Here is a 19,189-nt window from a genome sequence, read left to right as displayed (position 1 = left end):
TTGGTCGATTGCGCCCTCTTGTTTCCGATTTTTCCGGATAGGACAACCTCGGAAATGCGTTTCGCTGGGATACAAGGCGGCCTAAACTGATATAAAGTCTGACTTTCCAAATGATCCCCGAACCCGCACCCACCGTCCGCGAGCTTCTCGCCTTCTATCTGGAGGCCGGGGTCGATTGCGCGCTCGCGGAGGAACCGATCGACCGCCTGGCGGAATTGGACGCTCCGCCGCCGGCCCCGCGCGCGGCACCTCCGGTCGAGGCACCGCGGCCGGTCTCCGCGCCGACGGTGATGCGTGGCGAGGCCGCCCCTGCCCCCGACGTCGCCATCGCCTCGGCGCGCGAGGCCGCGCGCACCGCGCCGACGCTGGAGGCGCTGCGCGAGCTGATGCAGAGCTTCGAGGGCTGCGCGCTGAAGCACACCGCGACGCGGCTGGTGTTCGCCGACGGCAATCCGCAGGCGCGCATCATGTTCGTCGGCGAGGCGCCGGGCCGCGACGAGGACATCGAGGGCCTGCCCTTCGTCGGGCGCAGCGGCAAGCTGCTCGATCTGATGATCGGCGCGATCGGGCTCAACCGCACCACCGCCTATATCGCCAACGTGATTCCCTGGCGGCCGCCCGGCAACCGCACACCGACGCCGCAAGAGACGCAGATCTGCCTCCCCTTCATCCAGCGCCAGATCGAGCTGGTGAATCCCGACGTGCTGGTGACGCTCGGCAACCCCTCGACGCAGACGCTGCTGGGGACGCGCGAGGGCATCATGCGCACCCGCGGGCGCTGGTTCGACTACGAAACAGGTGGGCGCACCATCCGCGCGCTGCCGACCTTTCACCCCGCGTATCTCTTGCGCTCGCCGTCCTACAAGCGACTGGCCTGGCAGGACCTGCGGGCGATCGCCAAGGTGCTGGCGGGGTAGCGAGCTCTCGTAGGGTGGGCAAAGCGACTTGTCCGCCGTAGCTCGAAGAGCGAAGGCGGAAGCGTGCCCACCACTTGATCTCGACGACGGATAGACTTGACGGTGGGCACGGCGCCTTGCGCCTTTGCCTACCCTACGATTTCTGCGTTTGTCGCTACGTCCCCTTCGGCCGCACAATGGCCCAGCCGATCCGCAGCAATTGCTGCCGACCCGTCACCAGCCATTCGAAAGCGCGTGGCACTTCCGGCACGATGCCGGGAAAGCGTTTGAGGATCTCCGGCGGCGGCGTGCCGGCGGTATCGGAGGCGCGCCAGACCACGACGCCGCCGGTCTCGCTGAATTTGGCCTGATTGATCCACGGCGTGCGCGCGGGGTCGGCGTCGATGAACAGATGCGGCCGGCCGGAATGCAGTGTGATCAGGCTCGCAAGCGGGGTCTCGCCGGCAACGGCGCGCAGGCGATGGTTGGTGCGGCGGGCAAAGCTATCGTCGAAGAAATCCGAGATCGCGCGCGCTGGCATCGAGGTCGCGATCTCGTTTGTCCCGGTCCAGGGCAGAAGCAGGACGGCGAGCACGACGCCCACGGCCGGCGCCACGACGGCGGCGGCCCACACCATGCGCAGCATCCGCGCGCGGCGCATTGCAATGAGATTCCCGGCGGCGACAACCACGGCAAGCCCGGACATGACCAACACGACGCCGGCGCCACCGACGACGGAGTCGAGCCCGAGCAGGCCGGAGATCAGCGCTGCGCCCAGCACTGGGGCGAGCGCGAAGAAATAGACGAAATTGCGCGCGAGCGCCGCGACCGGCGGCCGGAAGATGATCGGCGGCTCCTCGCCCTTGGTGGCGAACAGCCCGGTGTTGAGGAAGGTCAGCGCCGGGATCGCAGCAGCCCCGAGCACGAGGCCGCCGAGCAGCCAGGCCGCATGCAGGGCGCGAGCACCCAGCTCCGCAACTTGCGGCAGGGCCGGCATCGCAAGCGTCTCGGCCCGCGTCAGCCAGACCGCATAAGGCAGCGCCAGAACCGCCACGACGATCAGCGCAAACAGCGGATCGAGCGCGCGCAGCGTCCGGCGGCCGCCTGCGGTCGACACTGCGAACACGACGAGCAGCAACAGGAGAAAGATCGCCGCAGGCGTCGTCAGCAACAAGAGGCCGGCCTCGATGGACCAGGCGAACCAGGCATTGCCGCGGCGCTGGCCAATGATCTGCCAGGAGTGCAGCAGCAGCAGCGCCCAGAGCGGCCGGGCCAGGATGAGGGGGCCGAAGTCGAGCGCCGACGAGGAGAAGGCGAGCACCGTCATGGTCAGCAGCACGGCGAGCACCGCCTGCTGCGAGCCGACCACGGCGCGGGACAGATGATAGAGCGCGATGAAGGTCGCGATCTCGCAGAGTTCGGCGAGCACATAGACGCCGAACATGTGGCCACCTGCGGCGCGATAAGCGATGTCGGCGAGCCAAACCGGCAAGGGCGGACCGAGGTCGGTGCCGACCTGGTATTCGCGTCCGAAAGCCAGCAGCGTCGCGAGGGTGCCGGGCGGGCTGCGGTAGAACACCAGCGCCACGAACAGCCACATCGCGGCCTGGAGCAGCACGACGATCCAGACGATCAGCCGCGGCCGGGCGCGAATGAGCTCGATGACCAGGGAGGTAAACCGCATGCAACGCCTGAAAGATGCAGCCAACCCGTCCAGCCGGCCCTATTCGCTCACATCTGTTTTGATAATGGGCACCGCGCGTCGTGGCAACCGCCACAAGCCGTCATGCCCGGGCTTGTCCCGCCTGCGCGGCCGAAGCCGCTCCGGCGCGGCGAAGGCCCGGGCATCCACGTTCTTCTGAGCAAGCGGCCAAGACGTGGACGTCGGGTCAGGCCCGGCCATGACGATGCGGAAGCTACCGGGCGAGGCTTTAGAGATTTGCCGACGCGTCGACTTCCACGCTGGCTTCCACCTGCACCTCGGTGACGGAGAACAGGTCCTGCGCCGGCTCGACCGTCCAGGGCATATGCTTGGCGCGGGCGGCGGCGACGGGGGCGAAGAAGCTGCGGTGATGGACGGTGGGACCGAGGCGGTCAAGCGCGTCAAGGTGCTCGGGAACGGCGTAGCCCTTGTGCTGCTCGAAGCCATAGCCGGGGCAGTCCTGCGCCAGCGCGCACATCAGGCGGTCGCGCGTCACCTTGGCGACGATCGAGGCCGCGGCGATCGACAGGACGATGCCGTCGCCGCCGATCACGGCCTCGCAGTCGCAAGTCGTGTCGAGCCGATCGCGGCCGTCGACGAACACATGGCGCGGCGAGTCGGGCAGCGCGACCACGGCGCGCTTCAAGGCCCACAGCGAGGCACGCAGGATGTTGTCGCGGTCGATCCGGGAGCGCGAGGCGACGGCGACCGAGACCTGCGCAGTGGCGCAGATCTTGTCGAACAGCCTTTCCCGCTCCTCGGCCGTCAGTCGCTTGGAATCGTCGATGCCGCGGGGAATGCGGTCGGGATCGAGAATCACGGCGGCCGCGACCACGGGTCCGGCGAGCGGCCCGCGGCCGGCCTCGTCGCACCCCGCGACCGGCCAGACGCCGCGCTTGATCAGCGCGCGCTCGCGGCGGAAGCTCGGCGGCGCGATCGCGATGATGCCTTTCCCGCCGGCCGGAAGCTTGACGGCCGACGCCTTGGCCGCCTTCGCAGGCGCAGCCTTCCTGGCCGCGTCCTTCTTTGGCGCGTCTTTGGCCGGCGTCTTGGCGGACTTGTTCCGAATCATGGCCGGGATCGTGCGCAAGCGGCCCGGCCTGCGCAACCGGGAACCTCGGACAATTCCCGTTATTCAGGTGGCCGCCCTATTCCGCCAGATGCACCCGCCGGTCCTCGCCGACCTCGATGCCGGGCGCGACCACGACCTCCCAGGGATGGCCGTCGGGGTCGGCGAAATAGCCGGAATAACCGCCGTAGTCGGTCTCATGCGCCGCCTTCAGCAGCGCAGCGCCCTTGTCGACGGCGAAAGCCAAGACCGCGTCCACCTCCTCGCGCGCGACAGTTCCAGGCGAGCGTCATGCCCCGAAAGGTCGATGGCCTCGGATGGTCCGGCAACGCGGCGTCTGCCGCGAGCTTATCCCACGGAAACAGCGCGAGCACCGGGCCACCGGTATCGTAGAAAGCGACGGCTTCTCCGGTCGCCTTCAGCCGGCGCGAGAAGCCGAGCGCATCGTAAAAGGCGATGCTGGCACGGATGTCGCTGACGCCGAGCGTGATGACAGTGAGCCGCGGCACCGGCACGGTGAGTTCCCTGGGCATGCGAGCCTCTTCCATTCCCGGTCAGAACAGGCTGAGCTGATCGCCGTTCCGCTTCGGCCGCGCAAAGTGATCCGTCGTCAGCTTGGAGCGCCGCTTGTTGAGGCCGAGCCTGTCGCAGGCGATCTCGAAGCGGCGGCCGATGGTCCAGGCCATCGGTCCCGTACCCTTCATCCGCTCGCCCCATTTCGCATCGTAGTCGCGGCCGCCGCGCATGTCGCGGATCAGGGTGAAGACGTGACGGTAGCGGTCCGGATAGTTCGCCATCAGCCATTCGCGGAAGAGATCGCGTACCTCCAGCGGCAGCCGCAGCAGCACATAGGAGGCTTCCTTGACGCCGGCATGGGCGCCGGCATCGAGAATGCGCTCGATCTCGGAATCGTTCAGCGCGGGGATCACGGGCGCGACCATCACGGTGGTGGGAATGCCGGCGTCCGAGAGCTGCTTCAGCGCCTCCAGCCGCTTCGGCGGCGTCGAGGCCCTCGGCTCCATGGTGCGCGCGAGCTTCGGATCGAGTGAGGTGACCGAGATCGCGACCTTGGCGAGGTTGCGCTTGGCCATCCGCGCGAGAATGTCGATGTCGCGCACCACCAGCGCGGACTTGGTGACGATGCCGACGGGATGCCCGGCGCGTTCCAACACCTCGAGGATGCCGCGCATGATCTTCCGCTCGCGCTCGATGGGCTGGTAGGGATCGGTGTTGGTGCCGATCGCGATCATCCGCGGCTCATAGCCGGTCGCGGCGAGCTCTTTCTCCAGCAGCGCCGGCGCCTCAGGTTTCACAAACAGCTTCGATTCGAAATCGAGCCCCGGCGACAGGCCGAGATAGGCATGGGTCGGCCGGGCGAAACAGTAGACACAACCGTGCTCGCAGCCGCGATAGGGATTGATCGAGCGGTCGAAGCCGATATCGGGGGAATCGTTTCGGGTGATCACCTTGCGCGAGGTGTCGACCCCCACACTGGTCTTGAACGGCGGCAGCTCTTCCAGGCTCTGCCAGCCGTCGTCGAAGGCGACGCGCGCCTCGGCCTCAAAGCGGCCGCTGGCATTCGACTGTGCACCCCGCCCTCGCCGGCGCGCGCGGTCGATGGCGACGCCGAGCTCTGGAAAATCGGCGGGAAAGTCAGAGTCCGCACCCGCCGGCTCGGAGGGCGCCGTGACCGGCGGGTGCTTGAGAGCATGAGAGGATGCTGCTGGACTCATGAAGCCAAGATAGCACGCCAAAGGAACAAATCAAGAACACAAACGAAAAACTGAAAAACAACCCCATGCAAAGGTGCCGCCCAAATTTCGGGCGCGGTCCTTTGACCTCACGCAACATGCCCGTCATGCCGATTTCGTTTGATGCCGGTCAGGGATCAATCACCGCGGAACAATGTTGGTGACGATCGCCGGGTGAAGGTCAGCAGGAACATGGCAAATCAACAACAATCGGCGTCCTTGGGCAGCGACCTCGATCTCCTTGATCGCTACTGGCGCGCCGCGAACTACCTCTCCGTCGGGCAGATCTACCTGCTCGACAATCCGCTGCTGCACGAGCCCTTGCGCCCCGAGCACATCAAGCCGCGTTTGCTCGGCCATTGGGGCACGACGCCCGGCCTGAACTTCATCTACGCCCACCTCAACCGCGTCATCCGCGCGCTTGATGTCAGCGTGCTCCATGTCTGTGGCCCCGGCCATGGCGGGCCGGGCGTGGTCGCCAACACCTATCTGGAAGGCAGCTACAGCGAGATCTATCCCGACATCGCGCGCGACACGGACGGATTGCGCAAGCTGTTCAGGCAGTTCTCCTTCCCCGGCGGCATTCCGAGCCACGCGGCGCCGGAAACGCCGGGCTCGATCCACGAAGGCGGCGAGCTCGGCTACGCGCTGGTGCATGCCTATGGCGCGGCGCTGGACAATCCTGGTTTGATCGTTGCCTGCGTGGTCGGCGACGGCGAAGCCGAGACCGGTCCTCTCGCTGCGTCCTGGCACTCCAACAAATTCCTGAACCCCGCTCATGACGGCGCGGTGCTGCCGATTCTGCATCTGAACGGCTACAAGATCGCCAACCCGACCGTGCTCGGACGGATGGGAGATGCAGAAATCCGCGATCTCTTCCGCGGGTTCGGCCACGAGCCGCTATTCGTCGAAGGTGATGATCCCAAATTGATGCACCAGGCCATGGCGGACGCGCTCGACGTCGCACTCGCCAGCATCCGCTCGATCCAGCAGCACGCACGGGACGGGCGCGGAAGCGTCGAGCGGCCGCGCTGGCCGATGATCGTGCTGCGCAGCCCGAAGGGTTGGACCGGTCCGAAAGAGGTCGACGGCAAGAAGGTCGAGGGCTTTTGGCGCGCGCATCAGGTCCCCGTCGCAGGCTGCCGTGAAAATCCGGCGCATCTCAAAGTGCTCGAAGACTGGATGCGCAGCTACGAGCCGGAAAAACTGTTCGACGCGAGCGGGACCCTCATCCCCGAGCTTCAGGCGCTCGCGCCCGCAGGCCTCCGCCGCATGGGCGCCAATCCGCATGCCAATGGCGGCCTCCTGAAGAAAGAGCTGAAGCTGCCGGACTTCCGCAACTTCGCAATCGAGGTGCCGCAGCCCGGCGGCGTCATGGCCGAAGCGACGCGCGAACTCGGCAGATTCTTGCGCGATGTCATCCGCCTCAACGCGAAGGAACGCAACTTCCGCATCATGGGCCCGGACGAGACCGCGTCAAACCGCCTGGACGCGGTGTTCGAGGCGACCGAACGCGTCTGGATGGAGCCGATCGAACCCTACGACGTGCATCTCGCGCAGGACGGCCGCGTGATGGAGGTGCTGAGCGAGCATCTCTGCCAGGGCTGGCTCGAGGGCTATCTGCTCACGGGCCGGCACGGCTTCTTCTCCTGCTACGAGGCCTTCATCCACATCGTCGATTCCATGTTCAACCAGCACGCCAAATGGTTGAAGGTCACGCGCGAGCTGCCTTGGCGGCGCCCGATCGCCTCGCTCAATTACCTCTTGACCTCGCATGTCTGGCGTCAGGACCATAACGGCTTCAGCCATCAGGACCCCGGCTTCGTCGATCTCGTCGCCAACAAGAAGGCCGATATCGTCCGCATCTACTTCCCGCCTGATGCCAACACGCTGCTGTGGATCGCCGACCACTGCCTGCGCACTTACAACCGCGTCAACGTGATCGTCGCCGGCAAGCAGCCGGCGCCGCAATGGCTTTCGATCCAGGAAGCGGCCACGCATTGCGATGCCGGCATCGGCATCTGGACCTGGGCGGGGACGGAAGATGCAGGCCGGGAGCCCGACGTGGTCATGGCCTGCGCCGGCGACGTGCCGACGCTGGAGACGCTCGCCGCCGTCGACCTGCTGCGCAAGGCGCTGCCGGACCTGAAGATCCGCGTCGTCAACGTCGTCGACCTCATGACCCTGCAGCCGAAGGAGCAGCATCCGCACGGCCTGTCCGACCGCGACTTCGACAGCCTGTTCACATCGGACAAGCCTGTCATCTTCGCCTATCACGGTTATCCCTACCTGATCCACCGGCTGACCTATAGCCGCACCAACCATGCCGGCATGCATGTACGCGGCTTTGCCGAGGAAGGCACCACGACGACACCGTTCGACATGGTCGTGCTCAACGAGCTCGACCGCTACCACCTCGCGATCGAGGCGATCGAACGCGTGCCCGGGCTGGCGGCCAAGGCCGCGCAGGCGAAGCAGCAATTCCGCGACAAGCTGATCGAGCATTCGCGTTATGTGCGCGAGCACGGCGAGGACATGCCCGAGGTCCAGGATTGGGTCTGGCCCAACAGCTCTGGCGGCAACACCCCGACTGAGGCCGGCGACTAGCCATGTCGGACACGGTTCTCGTCCTCAACGCGGGATCGTCGAGCATCAAGTTCGGCCTGTTCGAGATCTCGGCGACTGACCCCAGCCTGCTTTGCAAGGGCCTGCTCGACGAGCACGAGGCAAAACCTCGGCTCGTGGTGAGGAACCCCGCGGGCGAAGACCTGTTCGAGACGCGAACAGAAGCGGCGGATGCCGACGGCGGCCATCTGTTCGCCGACGTGCTCGCCTTCATCGAAGAGCGGTTCGGCGAACGCAGCCTGCGCGCCGTCGGCCACCGCATCGTTCACGGTGGACCCGATTATTCAGGCCCGGTCGCACTGACCGACGACGTCATCGCGAAGCTGGAGGCATTGACGCCGCTGGCACCGCTGCACCAGCCGCGATGCCTCGCGCCGGTTCGCACGTTCACGGCGATCCGGCCTGCGCTGCCGCAGATCGCGTGTTTCGACACGGCCTTCCACCACGGCCTCGCGCCGCCCGTGCGCCGCTTCGCGATTCCGAGGCGTTATGAGGCGCGCGGCGTCCGGCGCTACGGATTTCACGGCCTGTCGTTCGAGTACGTCGCGGGACGGCTCGCGGAAATCGCGCCGGACGTCGTGGCCAAGCGCACCGTCATCGCGCATCTCGGCAATGGCGCCAGCCTGTGTGCGCTGCGCGACGGCCGCAGCATCGACACCACAATGGGGCTGACGCCGCTCGACGGCCTCGTGATGGGCACACGCTCAGGCACGATCGATCCCGGCGTCCTGCTCTATCTGCAACAGCACGAGAACATGTCGGTCGAGGATGTCCAGCACCTGCTCTATCACGAGTCCGGCCTCTTCGGCGTCTCCGGCCTCTCCGCGGATATGCGCACGCTGCTCGCGAGTAGCGAGGTTGCTGCGCGAGAGGCGGTCGATCTGTTCGTCTTCCGGGCGGCGCAGCAGGTCGCGATGATGGCGACCACGCTTGGCGGGCTCGACTGCCTGGTCTTCACCGGCGGCATCGGCGAGCATGCGAAGGAGATCCGCGGCGCGATCGGCGAGCGCCTGGCGTGGCTCGGCGTGCGGATCGATGCGGCTGCGAATGATGAAGCGCGCGAGCGGATCGGCGGAAGAGGCAGTGCCGTCGAAGTGTTCATCATTCCGACGAATGAGGAACAGGTGATAGCACGGCATTGCGTCGCGATGCTGCGGACGAAAACCCAGGTATCATAGGGTGGGCAAAGCGAAGCGTGCCCACCACCTCTGTCTGGTGGGCACGGCGCAAGTGCGCCTTTGCCCACCCTACGATATCAGACTCGCGGAGAGATAGCCCTCCCGCCGCCCTAATGCGTCCCCGACCAGATCTGAAAACACCCGATCGCGACCTCGATCACGATCAACACCACCACCGCGATCTCGAGGCGGAGCGAGCGCTGGGTGTCGATGATGTCGGTGAGCGCGTTGGCGGTCTCCGACACCGCGGTGAGCTTGCGTTCGAGCGTGTCGAGGCGCTCCTTCAGTTCGTATTCGTCCTCGAGGCGGGAATAGAGCCGGTCGAGCTCGGGCTTCTCCCAGAGCACGTCGGGCTTCTCGGCAATCGCGACGCGACCGGCGACGCGCTGCTGCACCAGCAGCGCGTTGCCGATCAGTTGCAGAATGCCCCTGCGCCGGCGCGGCGTGCGGCCGCGTTCGGCGAGCTCCCGCGCAAAGGGCTCGATCACATCGAAGACCGCGGCGACGCGGCGCTCGTCGCGCGCCAGCGACGTGCTCTTGGCGAGCGCATCCGCAACCAGCAGCAGCCGGTCGTCGGAGAACTTGGCGAGGCAGATCGGCCCGCCCGGCTGGATCGCCTCGGCGGCCTCATCGTTGCAGAGCTGCGCCTGCGCGATCTCCTCCTCAAAGGGGCTGAGCTCTCCGGTCACGCGTGACTTCAGGTTGTCGACGAGGACCTTCTCCTCCGAAGGGAGGAGGCCGATCAGCACCACGACGCCGTAGCGGAAGATCACGGCAAGGCCGGCATGGACGCGGAAGGCGGCCGGCGTCGAGGACACCAGCGTGCCGATCTCCAGGCCGGAGGCATTGATGCGGTCGCCCAGCATCAGCGCCCGGATCCGCAAGGTCGGCGCAGCCTCCTGCTTGGGCGACGTTGACACCGTACCAATGGCGAGTTGATCGGCGTTCATATGAAACCTCCGCCGGCACCAAAGTCACACATTTCCCGAACCTTTCTTGCAAGGCGCATCCTCCTTGCGGGAGCCAACTGCCTGCGCGATCCCGCCGCAAAACCACGGGTTAACACCCTCGGGATGGGCTTGTGCCGAAACATTCGGCAACATTGCCAGCCTGCCCATGACACATTTGGCTGCGATGGCTGTCTGCAGTTTACCATCGGACGCCGATGCACCGCGAGAAAGTTGCGCTCGGCAGCGCCACGTGTTTATGACAACATCATAACAAGCTACGCTTCTCCCGAAGTGCAGACATTGAAGCCTTAATCATGCTGAGCGTCATCATTCCGACCGAAGGCGTCGAGCAGACTGCGGTGGCGACTCTGGCCGCGCTGGTCCCCGGCGCCGCCGCCGGCATCATCAAGGAAGTGCTCCTGGTCGACGGCACCCGCAACGGCGTCATCGAGCGCGTTGCCGACGTCGCAGGCTGCCGTTTCGTCGGTTTCGAGGGATCCTCGCAAGGCGCCGCGCTCGCTGCCGGCGCACTCCAGGCCCGCTCGCCATGGCTGATGTTCCTGCCTGCGGGCGCCGTGCTGGAAACCGGCTGGATCGAGGAAACCACCCAGTTCATTCAGGCCGTCGCGGCCAGTGGACGGGACCGTGCTGCGGTATTCCGCTATGCGCGCTCGCCTTACGCCGATAGCGGATTACGCGACATCGTCCGCGCCGTGGCGCGCAAGCTTTTCGGCCCGCTTAGCGATCAGGGACTTTTGATCGCACGAGACCATTATGACCGGATCGGGGGCTACCCGCCGCAGGCCCGCCGTTCCGAGGCGCGGCTGCTGCGGCGGCTCGGCCGCTCGTCCCGGACCATGCTGCGCAGCCGGATCGTCATGACCGGCTGAAGCCACCTGATACTTGCCAAAGTCAAATAATTAATTGACAGTGGCAAGTATCGAGGTGTCCCATGCCATCCAGATCTTCGCCATCAATCCCGGCAGCCGAACCGGTCGCCGACGATCAAATCGCAGCGGTCCGCGCCTTCAACCGCTTCTACACCCGCAAGCTCGGCGTGCTCGACCAGCACCTTGGAAAGACCCCGTTTTCGCTCAGCGAGGCCCGGGTGCTCTATGAACTCGCGCATCGCGACGACCTGGCGGCAAAAGAGATCGGAATCGAGCTTGGCCTCGACCCCGGCTATCTCAGCCGCATCGTCCAAAGCTTCGACGAAAAGGGGCTGATCACGCGACGGCCCCTGCCGGCGGATCGCAGGCAATACCAGCTCAGCCTCACCGCCAAGGGCCGCCAAACCTACGCCAAGCTGAACCTGAGCTCGCAAAACGAGGTCGCCGCCATGCTGGCTCAGCTTTCGGCCGGCGATGCAACACGACTCACGCAGGCCATGGCGACCATCGAGGCCGTGCTGGAGCAACGGCGAAGCCAGCCTGCGGCTTTCATGCTGCGCAGCCATCGCGTCGGCGACATGGGCTGGGTCACCTCCCGCCAGGCCGCCGCCTATGCCGCGGACTACAACTGGGACATCAGCTACGAGGCGCTGGTCGCCGAGATCTGCGCACAGTTCATCAAGAACTACGACCCCGCCCGCGAGCACTGCTGGATCGCGGAAGTGGGTGGCGAGCCGGTCGGCTCGATCTTTCTGGTCAAGGCCACGGACGAGATCGCCAAGCTGCGCCTGTTGCAGGTGGAGAAGAAAGCGCGGGGGCTCGGCGTCGGCCGCGCGCTGGTCGAGCAATGCATCCAGGGCGCCCGCGAGAGGGGTTACAGCAAGATGACGCTGTGGACGCAGAGCATCCTGGTGGCCGCGCGCGGCATCTATCAAAGTGCCGGCTTCAAGCTCGTGAAGGAAGAGAAGCACCACAGCTTCGGTGCCGATCTGATCGGCGAGACGTGGGAGCGGGATCTGTAGCTGCACGAAGCGAGATGCGCATGAATGCGCCCTCGCCCCTTGCGGGAGAGGGCAGCGATGCTGGTAGACGCACATTCGGTTGGGTAAGGGGCCTTCTCTCCGCGAGTCCGGAATCGTAGGGTGGGCAAAGGCGCGTTAGCGCCGTGCCCACCGTTCCGGTATCGCGACAGGAGTGGTGGCACGCTTCGCTTTGCCCACCCTACGATACTGATGGTGTGGAGAGACGCCGGAGAGCTATCCGCGCTTACACCGTCGCGCCCTGCGCCTTCGGCCTTCGCAGATGCTCGTCCAGGCGTGGCATGATCTCGACGAAGTTGCAGGGCCGCGTGCGGTAGTCGAGCTGCGCTGCAAGGATGCCGTCCCAGCCGTCGCGGCAGGCGCCGGGGGAGCCTGGCAGGCAGAAGATATAGGTCGCACCCGCGACCCCCGCTGTGGCGCGACTCTGGATCGCCGACGTCCCGATCTTGGCGTGGCTCAACATGTGGAACGCGATCGAGAATCCGTCCATGCGCTTCTCGAACAGCGGCTCGATCGCCTCCGGCGTGACGTCGCGTCCCGTAAAACCGGTGCCGCCGGTGGTGATGACGACGTCGACACCGGCATCCGCGATCCAGCGGCGGATCACGGTGCGGATCGCTTCAACGTCGTCGGTGACGATCTCGCGCGCTGCGAGATGATGGCCGGCGGCCAGGAGGCGGTCGGTCAGCGTCTGGCCCGACTTGTCGTCAGCGAGGACGCGCGTGTCGGACACGGTGAGCACCGCGATGTTGAGCGGGATGAACTGTTTTGCTTCGTCGATGGAGGCCACGACTTCACTCCTGTTTCCCCAACCACCGCCGTCATCCTGAGGTGCTCGCTCTGCGGTGCGAGCGCGCCGCAGGGCGAGCCTCGAAGGATGGGCCGGGAGCTCCGCCATCCTTCGAGGCGCGCAAGGGCGCGCACCTCAGGATGACGCCACTACTCCTGGATTCCCAGATACGCAATTGCGCATCATAGTTCACGCTACGCGCATCCCGGAGCGACAGGCTACATCGCCCCGCCGCCGAACGTGTTGCAGGCCTGGACCGTACCCTGCTGGTAGCCGGTCATGAACCACTGCTTGCGTTGCGCGGCCGAGCCATGGGTGAAGGAGTCAGGCACGACGCGTCCCGTGGACTGACGCTGCAGCGTGTCGTCGCCGATCGCACTGGCCGTGGTCAGCGCGGCGTCGATGTCGCCGGGCTCAAGGAAGTTCGGACGCTTCTTCGCCTCGCGATTGACCCAGACGCCGGACAGGCAGTCGGCCTGCAACTCGACCTTCACCTGGAGCGCATTCGCTTCCGCCTTCGAGCCGGCCTGCTGCTGCAGCCGCGTCACGCGCGGAATGATGCCGAGCAGGTTCTGGATGTGATGGCCGGCTTCATGCGCGATGATGTAGGCGGTGGTGAAATTGCACGCCGACTTGCCGGAGCAGCCGCGGAAGCGCGTCTCGACCTCGCGGAAGAAGCTGGTATCGAGGAAGATGGTGCGATCCGGCGGACAATAGAACGGCCCCATCGCCGACTCCGCCCGGCCGCAGCGGCCGCCATTGGTGGCGTTGCGGAACAGCACGACCTTCGGACCGGTGTAGGACTGGCCCGAGGCCTGGAAGATTTCGCTCCAGCGATCGTCGATCTCGCCGAGGATGCCGGAGATCATGCTGCCCATCTCGTCGGTCGGCGCGCCGCGCTTGGCGGAGGTGGACTGACGATCGGTCTGGTAGCTCGGCGCCTGGCCGCCGCCGGTGAGGATCTCGGCGCCGCCGATCAGGATGCGCGGATCGATGCCGAAGGCGTAGCCGACCAGGCCCAGCACGATGATGGTGCCGATGCCGAGCCCGCCGCCGCCCATGGGCAGGCCGAACCCGCCTCCTCCTCCGCCGCCGCCACCATCATCGCGACGATCCTCGATGTCGTCGCTGCGGCGGAAGTCATCGTAACGCATGGCGGCTTTCCCTTTGGAGTCCCCAACTTCCGGGGTCCCTGATGCAGTCTCGTCGGGCGCAAGAGCGCTAAGGCTCAACGCGCCACACAGGTAAAATTTCCGTTGCCTTTATCAATATCGTGGCCGGCAAAAATTGCCTAGTGCGGCAACATGCCGATGCCAGCAATTTTTTCCGAGGGTCGAGCAATTTTTTCCGAGAGAAATTTGAGCTTTTTTGGAGCCGGAGCTTCTCCCGCGACGCAGGGAATTGCGAAACACACTGTAATTCGCGGCGAATGCGCACGACAACGCACGTGCAAACCGCGATGCGAGGCCTGCTCACGAAAGCGGCGGGTTAAGTCGATTTTTACTTTGCCGCTTCAATGTAACGGTCAGTCGGTTGTTTGGTCCCGCGTCGCCGACAGCGTCGCCTGAGTCAGAGTTCTTGAGTCATGGTAGAGTCGCGTCGCGGGGCGTCTGCAAGGGCGCCCCGCACAAATTTCGAGTCTCCTTCGCATCGCATCATTCTCGGCGATTGCGTCGCCGAGATGTCGAAGCTTCAGGCTGGTTCGGTCGACTTGGTGTTCGCCGATCCGCCCTACAATCTTCAGCTCAAGGGCGATCTCAAGCGCCCCGACGAATCCCATGTCGACGCCGTCGACGACGATTGGGACAAGTTCGATTCGTTCTCCGCCTATGACGATTTCACCCGCGCATGGCTGCTTGCGGCCCGCCGCGCGATGAAGCCGTCGGCGACGATCTGGGTGATCGGCTCCTATCACAACATCTTCCGCGTCGGCGCGATCATGCAGGACCTCGGCTTTTGGCTCCTGAACGACATCGTCTGGCGCAAGTCGAACCCGATGCCGAATTTCCGCGGCCGCCGCTTCACCAACGCGCATGAGACCATGATCTGGGCCGCGCGCGACGAAAAGGCCAAGGGCTACACGTTCAATTACGAGGCGCTGAAGGCCGCCAATGAGGACGTGCAGGCGCGTTCCGACTGGCTGATCCCGCTCTGCACCGGCGAGGAGCGCCTCAAGGGCGCCGACGGCAAAAAAGTGCATCCGACGCAGAAGCCGGAAGGCCTGCTCGCGCGCGTGCTGCTGTCGTCGTCGAAGCCCGGCGATCTCGTGATCGATCCGTTCAACGGCACCGGTACCACCGGCGCGGTCGCAAAACGTCTCGGCCGCTCGTATATCGGCTTCGAACGCGACAAGACCTACGCCAAGGCCGCCGAAGCGCGCATCGCCGCGGTCGAGCCGCTGCCGGCGGCAAGCCTCGCCCCGTTCATGACCGCGCGCGAAGCGCCGCGGGTCGCGTTCTCCGAACTGATCGAGCGCGGCATGATCATGCCCGGCACGAAGCTGTTCGACGCCAAGAAGAAGCTCGGCGCATTGGTGCGCGCCGACGGCGCCATCATGTTCGGCGACAAGGTCGGCTCGATCCACCGCATCGGCGCGGTGGCGCAAGGCGCGCAAGCCTGCAACGGCTGGACGTTCTGGCACATCGAGACCAAAAAGGGGCTCAAGCTGATCGACGAGCTGCGCGCCGAAATCCGCGCCGGCATGGCGGCGGAGTAGCCGCTTCCGACCTCGTAGGGTGGGCAAAGGCGCCCTTGCGCCGTGCCCACCGAACCTTTCCGACAAAATGCGATTGGTGGGCACGGCGCTTCACGCCTTTGCCCACCCTACGGCACCTTGAATGCCGCCGCCGTCAGGACTAGATTCGCCCATCAGCCCCGTCCTAACCGGCCGGCTCCCATGCGACGACAGTCCGAGACATTGCTGTTGGTGCCGCTGCTGCCGATCTTCCTGGTCGGCATGTTTCCGATGTTCCTGATCGCCCTGCTCGGATTCTTCGGCCTCGCGCTGTTCGGCGTGCTCGTGATCTGCGTCGGGCTCGCCAGCAGCAACGAGGCTCACGACAATTTCAATCACGACGTCATCGTTCATGGCTATTCGCGCGGATCGGAGCGCAAGGCGCGGGCCGGCGACATGCATCTCGCCGCACGGCTCGGACTGCGCCTGGAGGCGGTCGGCGCGGCGATGGTCATTACGGCGGCGATCGGCCTTTGTTACGCCGGCTGATCTGCGCAGGGCGCAGATACCGCCCGGCAAACTCGCCGGTTGCTCTCCCTAAGGAGGTTCGGGCAAGAGAAGACGACCCCGCGGCGATGACGCCGCATTCGCTCTCGGCAAGAAACACTGGGGAGATGTGTGATGCTCAAATTCTATTTCAACGGTTCGCCGAACCCGACCAAGGTCGCGCTCTATCTCGAAGAGTCCGGCCTGCCCTACGACCCGGTGAAGATCGACACCCGCAAGGGCGAGCAATTCACGCCGGACTATCTGAAGGTCAATCCAAACGCCAAGGTGCCGGCGATCGACGACAATGGAACGATCGTGTTCGACTCGAACGCCATCCTGCTCTACCTCGCCGAGAAGACCGGCAAGTTCCTGCCCTCAGCCGCTGTGCGCGGCGAGATGCTGTCATGGCTGATGTTCATCGCCACCGGCGTCGGGCCGTATTCGGGCCAGGCGGTGCACTTCAAGCATTTTGCGCCGAAGGACCAGAACCACGACTACGCCCATAACCGCTATCAGTACGAGACCGATCGCCACTACAAGATTCTCGACGGTCACCTCGAAGGCCGCCGCACCATGGTCGGCGACAGCTATTCGATCGTCGACATGGCGCTGTGGGGCTGGGCGCGGATGCTGCCGTTCAAGCTCGGCGACGACGCCTTTGCACGATACCCGAACGTGAAGCGGCTGGTGGACGAGATCTCGGCGCGCCCGGCAGGGGCGCGCGCGATTGCTTTGAAGGACAAGTTCGCCTTCAAGGCCGAGATGGACGATGAGGCGCGCGCCAACATGTTCAAGCACATGACGACCAAGGTCGCCTGATCGCGCCACGCCGCAATGAAGGGCCACGCGCCTGCGCGTGGCCCTTTGCTTTTCAGCTCAGGCGGCGTGGACCGAGTTCAGGAACTTCCTGACCTCGAGCTTGAGGCGATTGCTGTCGGCCGACAACAAGCGCGCCGCCGAGAGCACCTGCGAGGAGGCTGAACCGGTCTCGGACGCCCCGCGCTGCACGTCGCCAATATTGATCGAGACGCGCTGGGTGCCCTGAGCGGCCTGCAGCACGTTACGCGAGATTTCCTGCGTGGCCGCGCCCTGCTGCTCCACCGCGGCGGCGACCGCAGAGGAGATCTCGGACAGCCGCTCGATGGTGCCGCTGATCTCCCTGATGGCGCCGACCGACTGCTCGGTGGCGGCCTGGATGTTCGCGATCTGCTGGCCGATCTCGCCGGTCGCCTTCGCGGTCTGCTCGGCGAGCGCCTTGACCTCGGTGGCGACGACGGCAAAGCCGCGGCCGGCATCGCCCGCACGCGCCGCCTCGATGGTGGCGTTGAGCGCGAGGAGATTGGTCTGGCCTGCAATGGTGCTGATCAGCTCGACCACGTCGCCGATCCGGGCCGCCGCCTTGGAGAGCTCGCCGACGCGGTCGTTGGTCCTGCTCGCCTGGCCAACGGCCTCACCCGCGATGCGGGCGGATTCCTGCACCTGGCGGGCGATCTCGCCGACCGAGGACGACAGCTCCTCGGTCGCGGTGGCGACCGCCTGGACATTCGCGGTGGCTTCCAGCGATGCCGAGGCCACCTCGGTCGACAGGTCCTGGGCCCGCGAAGCTGTCGTGGTCAAGGTGCCGGCGGAGGCTTCGAGCTCGCTCGATGCCGACGACACGGTGTCGACGATCTCGCCGACCGCCTGCTCGAACTGGTCGGCGAGCCTGACCATGTCGTTCTTGCGGCTTTCCGCCTGCCGCGCCTCGATTTCGGTCTGCTCGGCCCGCAGGCGCTCGGTGTCGATCATATTGTCCTTGAACACCTCGATCGCCTTGGCCATGTCACCGATCTCGTCGGACTTGCCGCGGCCGGGGATCGCGACCTCGAGATTGCCGCCGGCCAGCTGCCCCATCGCGCGTGTCATCGAGGCCAGAGGGCCGACGATGTTGCGGGCGATCAGGAAGGCGACGATGCCGCCGAACAGGATGGCGAGGAGGCCTGCGATCTGCTGAACGGTCGTCGTGCTGGCAATCACGCCTTCGGCATGGCTGCGCGATTCCTGATAATCCTTCTTCAGCGTCGTTTCCGCGGCCTTGAGCCTGCCGATGCCGTCGACGATGAGGGGCGCGAGGTTCTTGTGATAGATCTCGTCGGCCTGAAGCATCGCGGCGGATGTCGTCTCAAACGCCGATTTGTAGATTCCGAGCGAGGTCTTCACCGGCGCGAGCGTGGCTCGCAACTCCGCCGCCTGCGGGCTCTTCTCGATCGCCGTGAGCCGTTGCGCTGCCCTGTCCACACTTGCCCTGAAATTCGCAGGCCCCTGCGCGTCACGCAGAGCCAGAAAACGCCAATTTGCGACGCGAACAAGAAGAATCCTGGATTCGAGGTCGGCGACCAGGGCTGCGGTGTCTTCGTCGACCGCTGCGCGCGCCGCATCGACCAGCTTGCCCATCTTGACGGCCAGCTCCTCCCCGCTCGGCAGCAGCGTCGCCTTGCCCGTTCTCGCCTCGTTGACGGCGTCTCCGAGGTTGTCACGCAGGCGTCGCATTTTGCCAATGTCGTCGACGAGGCCGTTGTAGAGCGCTCGCCGCTCCTCCGAGAGCGTCCCCTTCGCGCCGACCCGCAACAGCTCGATCGCCGCAGTTTCCCGCTCTTGCGCCTCCTTCATCGCGGGCTCGTTGGCGTCGTAGATGTAACGCAGATTGGCCCGCTGGATCGCCTGAAGATGGGTCGATATCTCCAGGACCCGCGCCGTGCTGTCCGAAAGTGCGGATTGTCTTGCGACTTGATCCTGCACCGCCCGCAAATTCCAGACGGCAACCACCGCCATCACAAGCCCAACCACGACCAAGGCCATGAAGCCTGCGTACAGGCGTCCCCTGATCCGCAAACGAAACTTCGGCATTCCCACTGTCCACCCAGATGCATTTCACTTCGAGCGGCCGAACAAGTCCGGCAAATCCGTCACGGCCACCCTGGCAGCCGCGCGTCTTCGCGACCCACGCTGCACCGCGACACAATGGGGGACACTCGTTAATTGAACCTTCAAATTCTTCGCGCGTGCGCGCCTCGCCGCACATAAGATCTGCTGATT

15 protein-coding genes and 1 pseudogene are annotated in these 19,189 nt (G+C 65.5%); 8 read left to right on the top strand and 8 right to left on the bottom strand.

Annotation, left to right across the window (positions count from 1 at the left end; translation table 11 throughout):
• The first annotated feature begins 110 nt into the window (after positions 1 to 110).
• Positions 111 to 917 (top strand): uracil-DNA glycosylase, encoded by an 807-nt coding sequence (locus IVA81_RS16070; RefSeq protein WP_247319769.1) that lies wholly within the window; start codon positions 111 to 113, stop codon positions 915 to 917.
• A gap of 154 nt (positions 918 to 1,071) precedes the next feature.
• On the opposite strand, the gene IVA81_RS16065 is transcribed toward IVA81_RS16070, so the two are convergent.
• From IVA81_RS16065 to IVA81_RS16050, 4 genes and pseudogenes are all read right to left on the bottom strand, one after another.
• The gene (locus tag IVA81_RS16065; RefSeq protein WP_247319766.1) at positions 1,072 to 2,580 is read right to left on the bottom strand and encodes a glycosyltransferase family 39 protein; all 1,509 of its coding nucleotides are present in this window, start codon (positions 2,578 to 2,580) and stop codon (positions 1,072 to 1,074) included.
• A 247-nt stretch (positions 2,581 to 2,827) separates the two neighbouring features.
• Positions 2,828 to 3,670, bottom strand: a complete 843-nt coding sequence (locus tag IVA81_RS16060; protein ID WP_247319765.1) for a ribonuclease HII — start codon at positions 3,668 to 3,670, stop codon at positions 2,828 to 2,830.
• Between the two features lie 76 nt (positions 3,671 to 3,746).
• Positions 3,747 to 4,200 (bottom strand): annotated as a pseudogene (locus IVA81_RS16055) (VOC family protein).
• A 21-nt stretch (positions 4,201 to 4,221) separates the two neighbouring features.
• Positions 4,222 to 5,400 carry a PA0069 family radical SAM protein gene (locus IVA81_RS16050; protein ID WP_247319764.1) on the bottom strand — a complete coding sequence of 393 codons (1,179 nt, stop codon included), beginning with the start codon at positions 5,398 to 5,400 and terminating at the stop codon, positions 4,222 to 4,224.
• A 210-nt stretch (positions 5,401 to 5,610) separates the two neighbouring features.
• Between IVA81_RS16050 and IVA81_RS16045 the strand changes: the two genes are divergently transcribed.
• Both IVA81_RS16045 and IVA81_RS16040 read left to right on the top strand, forming a co-directional pair.
• Positions 5,611 to 8,025, top strand: coding sequence for a phosphoketolase family protein (locus IVA81_RS16045; protein WP_247319762.1), 2,415 nt, complete (start codon positions 5,611 to 5,613; stop codon positions 8,023 to 8,025).
• Between the two features lie 2 nt (positions 8,026 to 8,027).
• Positions 8,028 to 9,221 carry an acetate/propionate family kinase gene (locus IVA81_RS16040; RefSeq protein WP_247319760.1) on the top strand — a complete coding sequence of 398 codons (1,194 nt, stop codon included), beginning with the start codon at positions 8,028 to 8,030 and terminating at the stop codon, positions 9,219 to 9,221.
• Between the two features lie 110 nt (positions 9,222 to 9,331).
• Here the strand turns inward: IVA81_RS16040 and IVA81_RS16035 are convergent, their stop codons facing one another.
• Positions 9,332 to 10,171 carry an RMD1 family protein gene (locus IVA81_RS16035; RefSeq protein ID WP_247319758.1) on the bottom strand — a complete coding sequence of 280 codons (840 nt, stop codon included), beginning with the start codon at positions 10,169 to 10,171 and terminating at the stop codon, positions 9,332 to 9,334.
• Positions 10,172 to 10,485: 314 nt separating this feature from the next.
• Here IVA81_RS16035 and IVA81_RS16030 point away from each other — a divergent pair, with 314 nt between their 5' ends.
• Positions 10,486 to 11,061: a glycosyl transferase gene (locus tag IVA81_RS16030; protein WP_247319746.1), complete on the top strand. Its 576-nt coding sequence runs from the start codon at positions 10,486 to 10,488 to the stop codon at positions 11,059 to 11,061.
• A 62-nt stretch (positions 11,062 to 11,123) separates the two neighbouring features.
• Positions 11,124 to 12,083, top strand: coding sequence for a helix-turn-helix domain-containing GNAT family N-acetyltransferase (locus IVA81_RS16025; protein WP_247319744.1), 960 nt, complete (start codon positions 11,124 to 11,126; stop codon positions 12,081 to 12,083).
• A gap of 244 nt (positions 12,084 to 12,327) precedes the next feature.
• Here the strand turns inward: IVA81_RS16025 and moaB are convergent, their stop codons facing one another.
• Both moaB and IVA81_RS16015 read right to left on the bottom strand, forming a co-directional pair.
• Positions 12,328 to 12,891, bottom strand: a complete 564-nt coding sequence (gene moaB / locus IVA81_RS16020; RefSeq protein WP_247319742.1) for a molybdenum cofactor biosynthesis protein B — start codon at positions 12,889 to 12,891, stop codon at positions 12,328 to 12,330.
• Between the two features lie 218 nt (positions 12,892 to 13,109).
• A complete protein-coding gene (locus IVA81_RS16015) occupies positions 13,110 to 14,045 on the bottom strand; it encodes a neutral zinc metallopeptidase (protein ID WP_247319740.1) in 936 nt (311 codons plus the stop codon).
• Between the two features lie 431 nt (positions 14,046 to 14,476).
• Here IVA81_RS16015 and IVA81_RS16010 point away from each other — a divergent pair, with 431 nt between their 5' ends.
• The 3 genes from IVA81_RS16010 to IVA81_RS16000 all read left to right on the top strand — a co-directional run bounded on the left by IVA81_RS16010 (position 14,477) and on the right by IVA81_RS16000 (position 16,933).
• Positions 14,477 to 15,607: a site-specific DNA-methyltransferase gene (locus tag IVA81_RS16010; protein WP_276578186.1), complete on the top strand. Its 1,131-nt coding sequence runs from the start codon at positions 14,477 to 14,479 to the stop codon at positions 15,605 to 15,607.
• Positions 15,608 to 15,787: 180 nt separating this feature from the next.
• Positions 15,788 to 16,114 carry a hypothetical protein gene (locus IVA81_RS16005; protein WP_247319735.1) on the top strand — a complete coding sequence of 109 codons (327 nt, stop codon included), beginning with the start codon at positions 15,788 to 15,790 and terminating at the stop codon, positions 16,112 to 16,114.
• Between the two features lie 132 nt (positions 16,115 to 16,246).
• Complete coding sequence (locus IVA81_RS16000) at positions 16,247 to 16,933, top strand: glutathione S-transferase N-terminal domain-containing protein (RefSeq protein WP_247319733.1); 687 nt, start codon at positions 16,247 to 16,249, stop codon at positions 16,931 to 16,933.
• A 57-nt stretch (positions 16,934 to 16,990) separates the two neighbouring features.
• On the opposite strand, the gene IVA81_RS15995 is transcribed toward IVA81_RS16000, so the two are convergent.
• Positions 16,991 to 19,000, bottom strand: a complete 2,010-nt coding sequence (locus tag IVA81_RS15995; protein ID WP_247319731.1) for a HAMP domain-containing methyl-accepting chemotaxis protein — start codon at positions 18,998 to 19,000, stop codon at positions 16,991 to 16,993.
• Positions 19,001 to 19,189 lie beyond the last annotated feature (189 nt).

The sequence above is a fragment of the Bradyrhizobium sp. 141 genome (assembly GCF_023074055.1).
Classification (GTDB): Bacteria; Pseudomonadota; Alphaproteobacteria; order Rhizobiales; family Xanthobacteraceae; genus Bradyrhizobium.
This window is presented reverse-complemented; position numbering and strand designations above follow the sequence as displayed.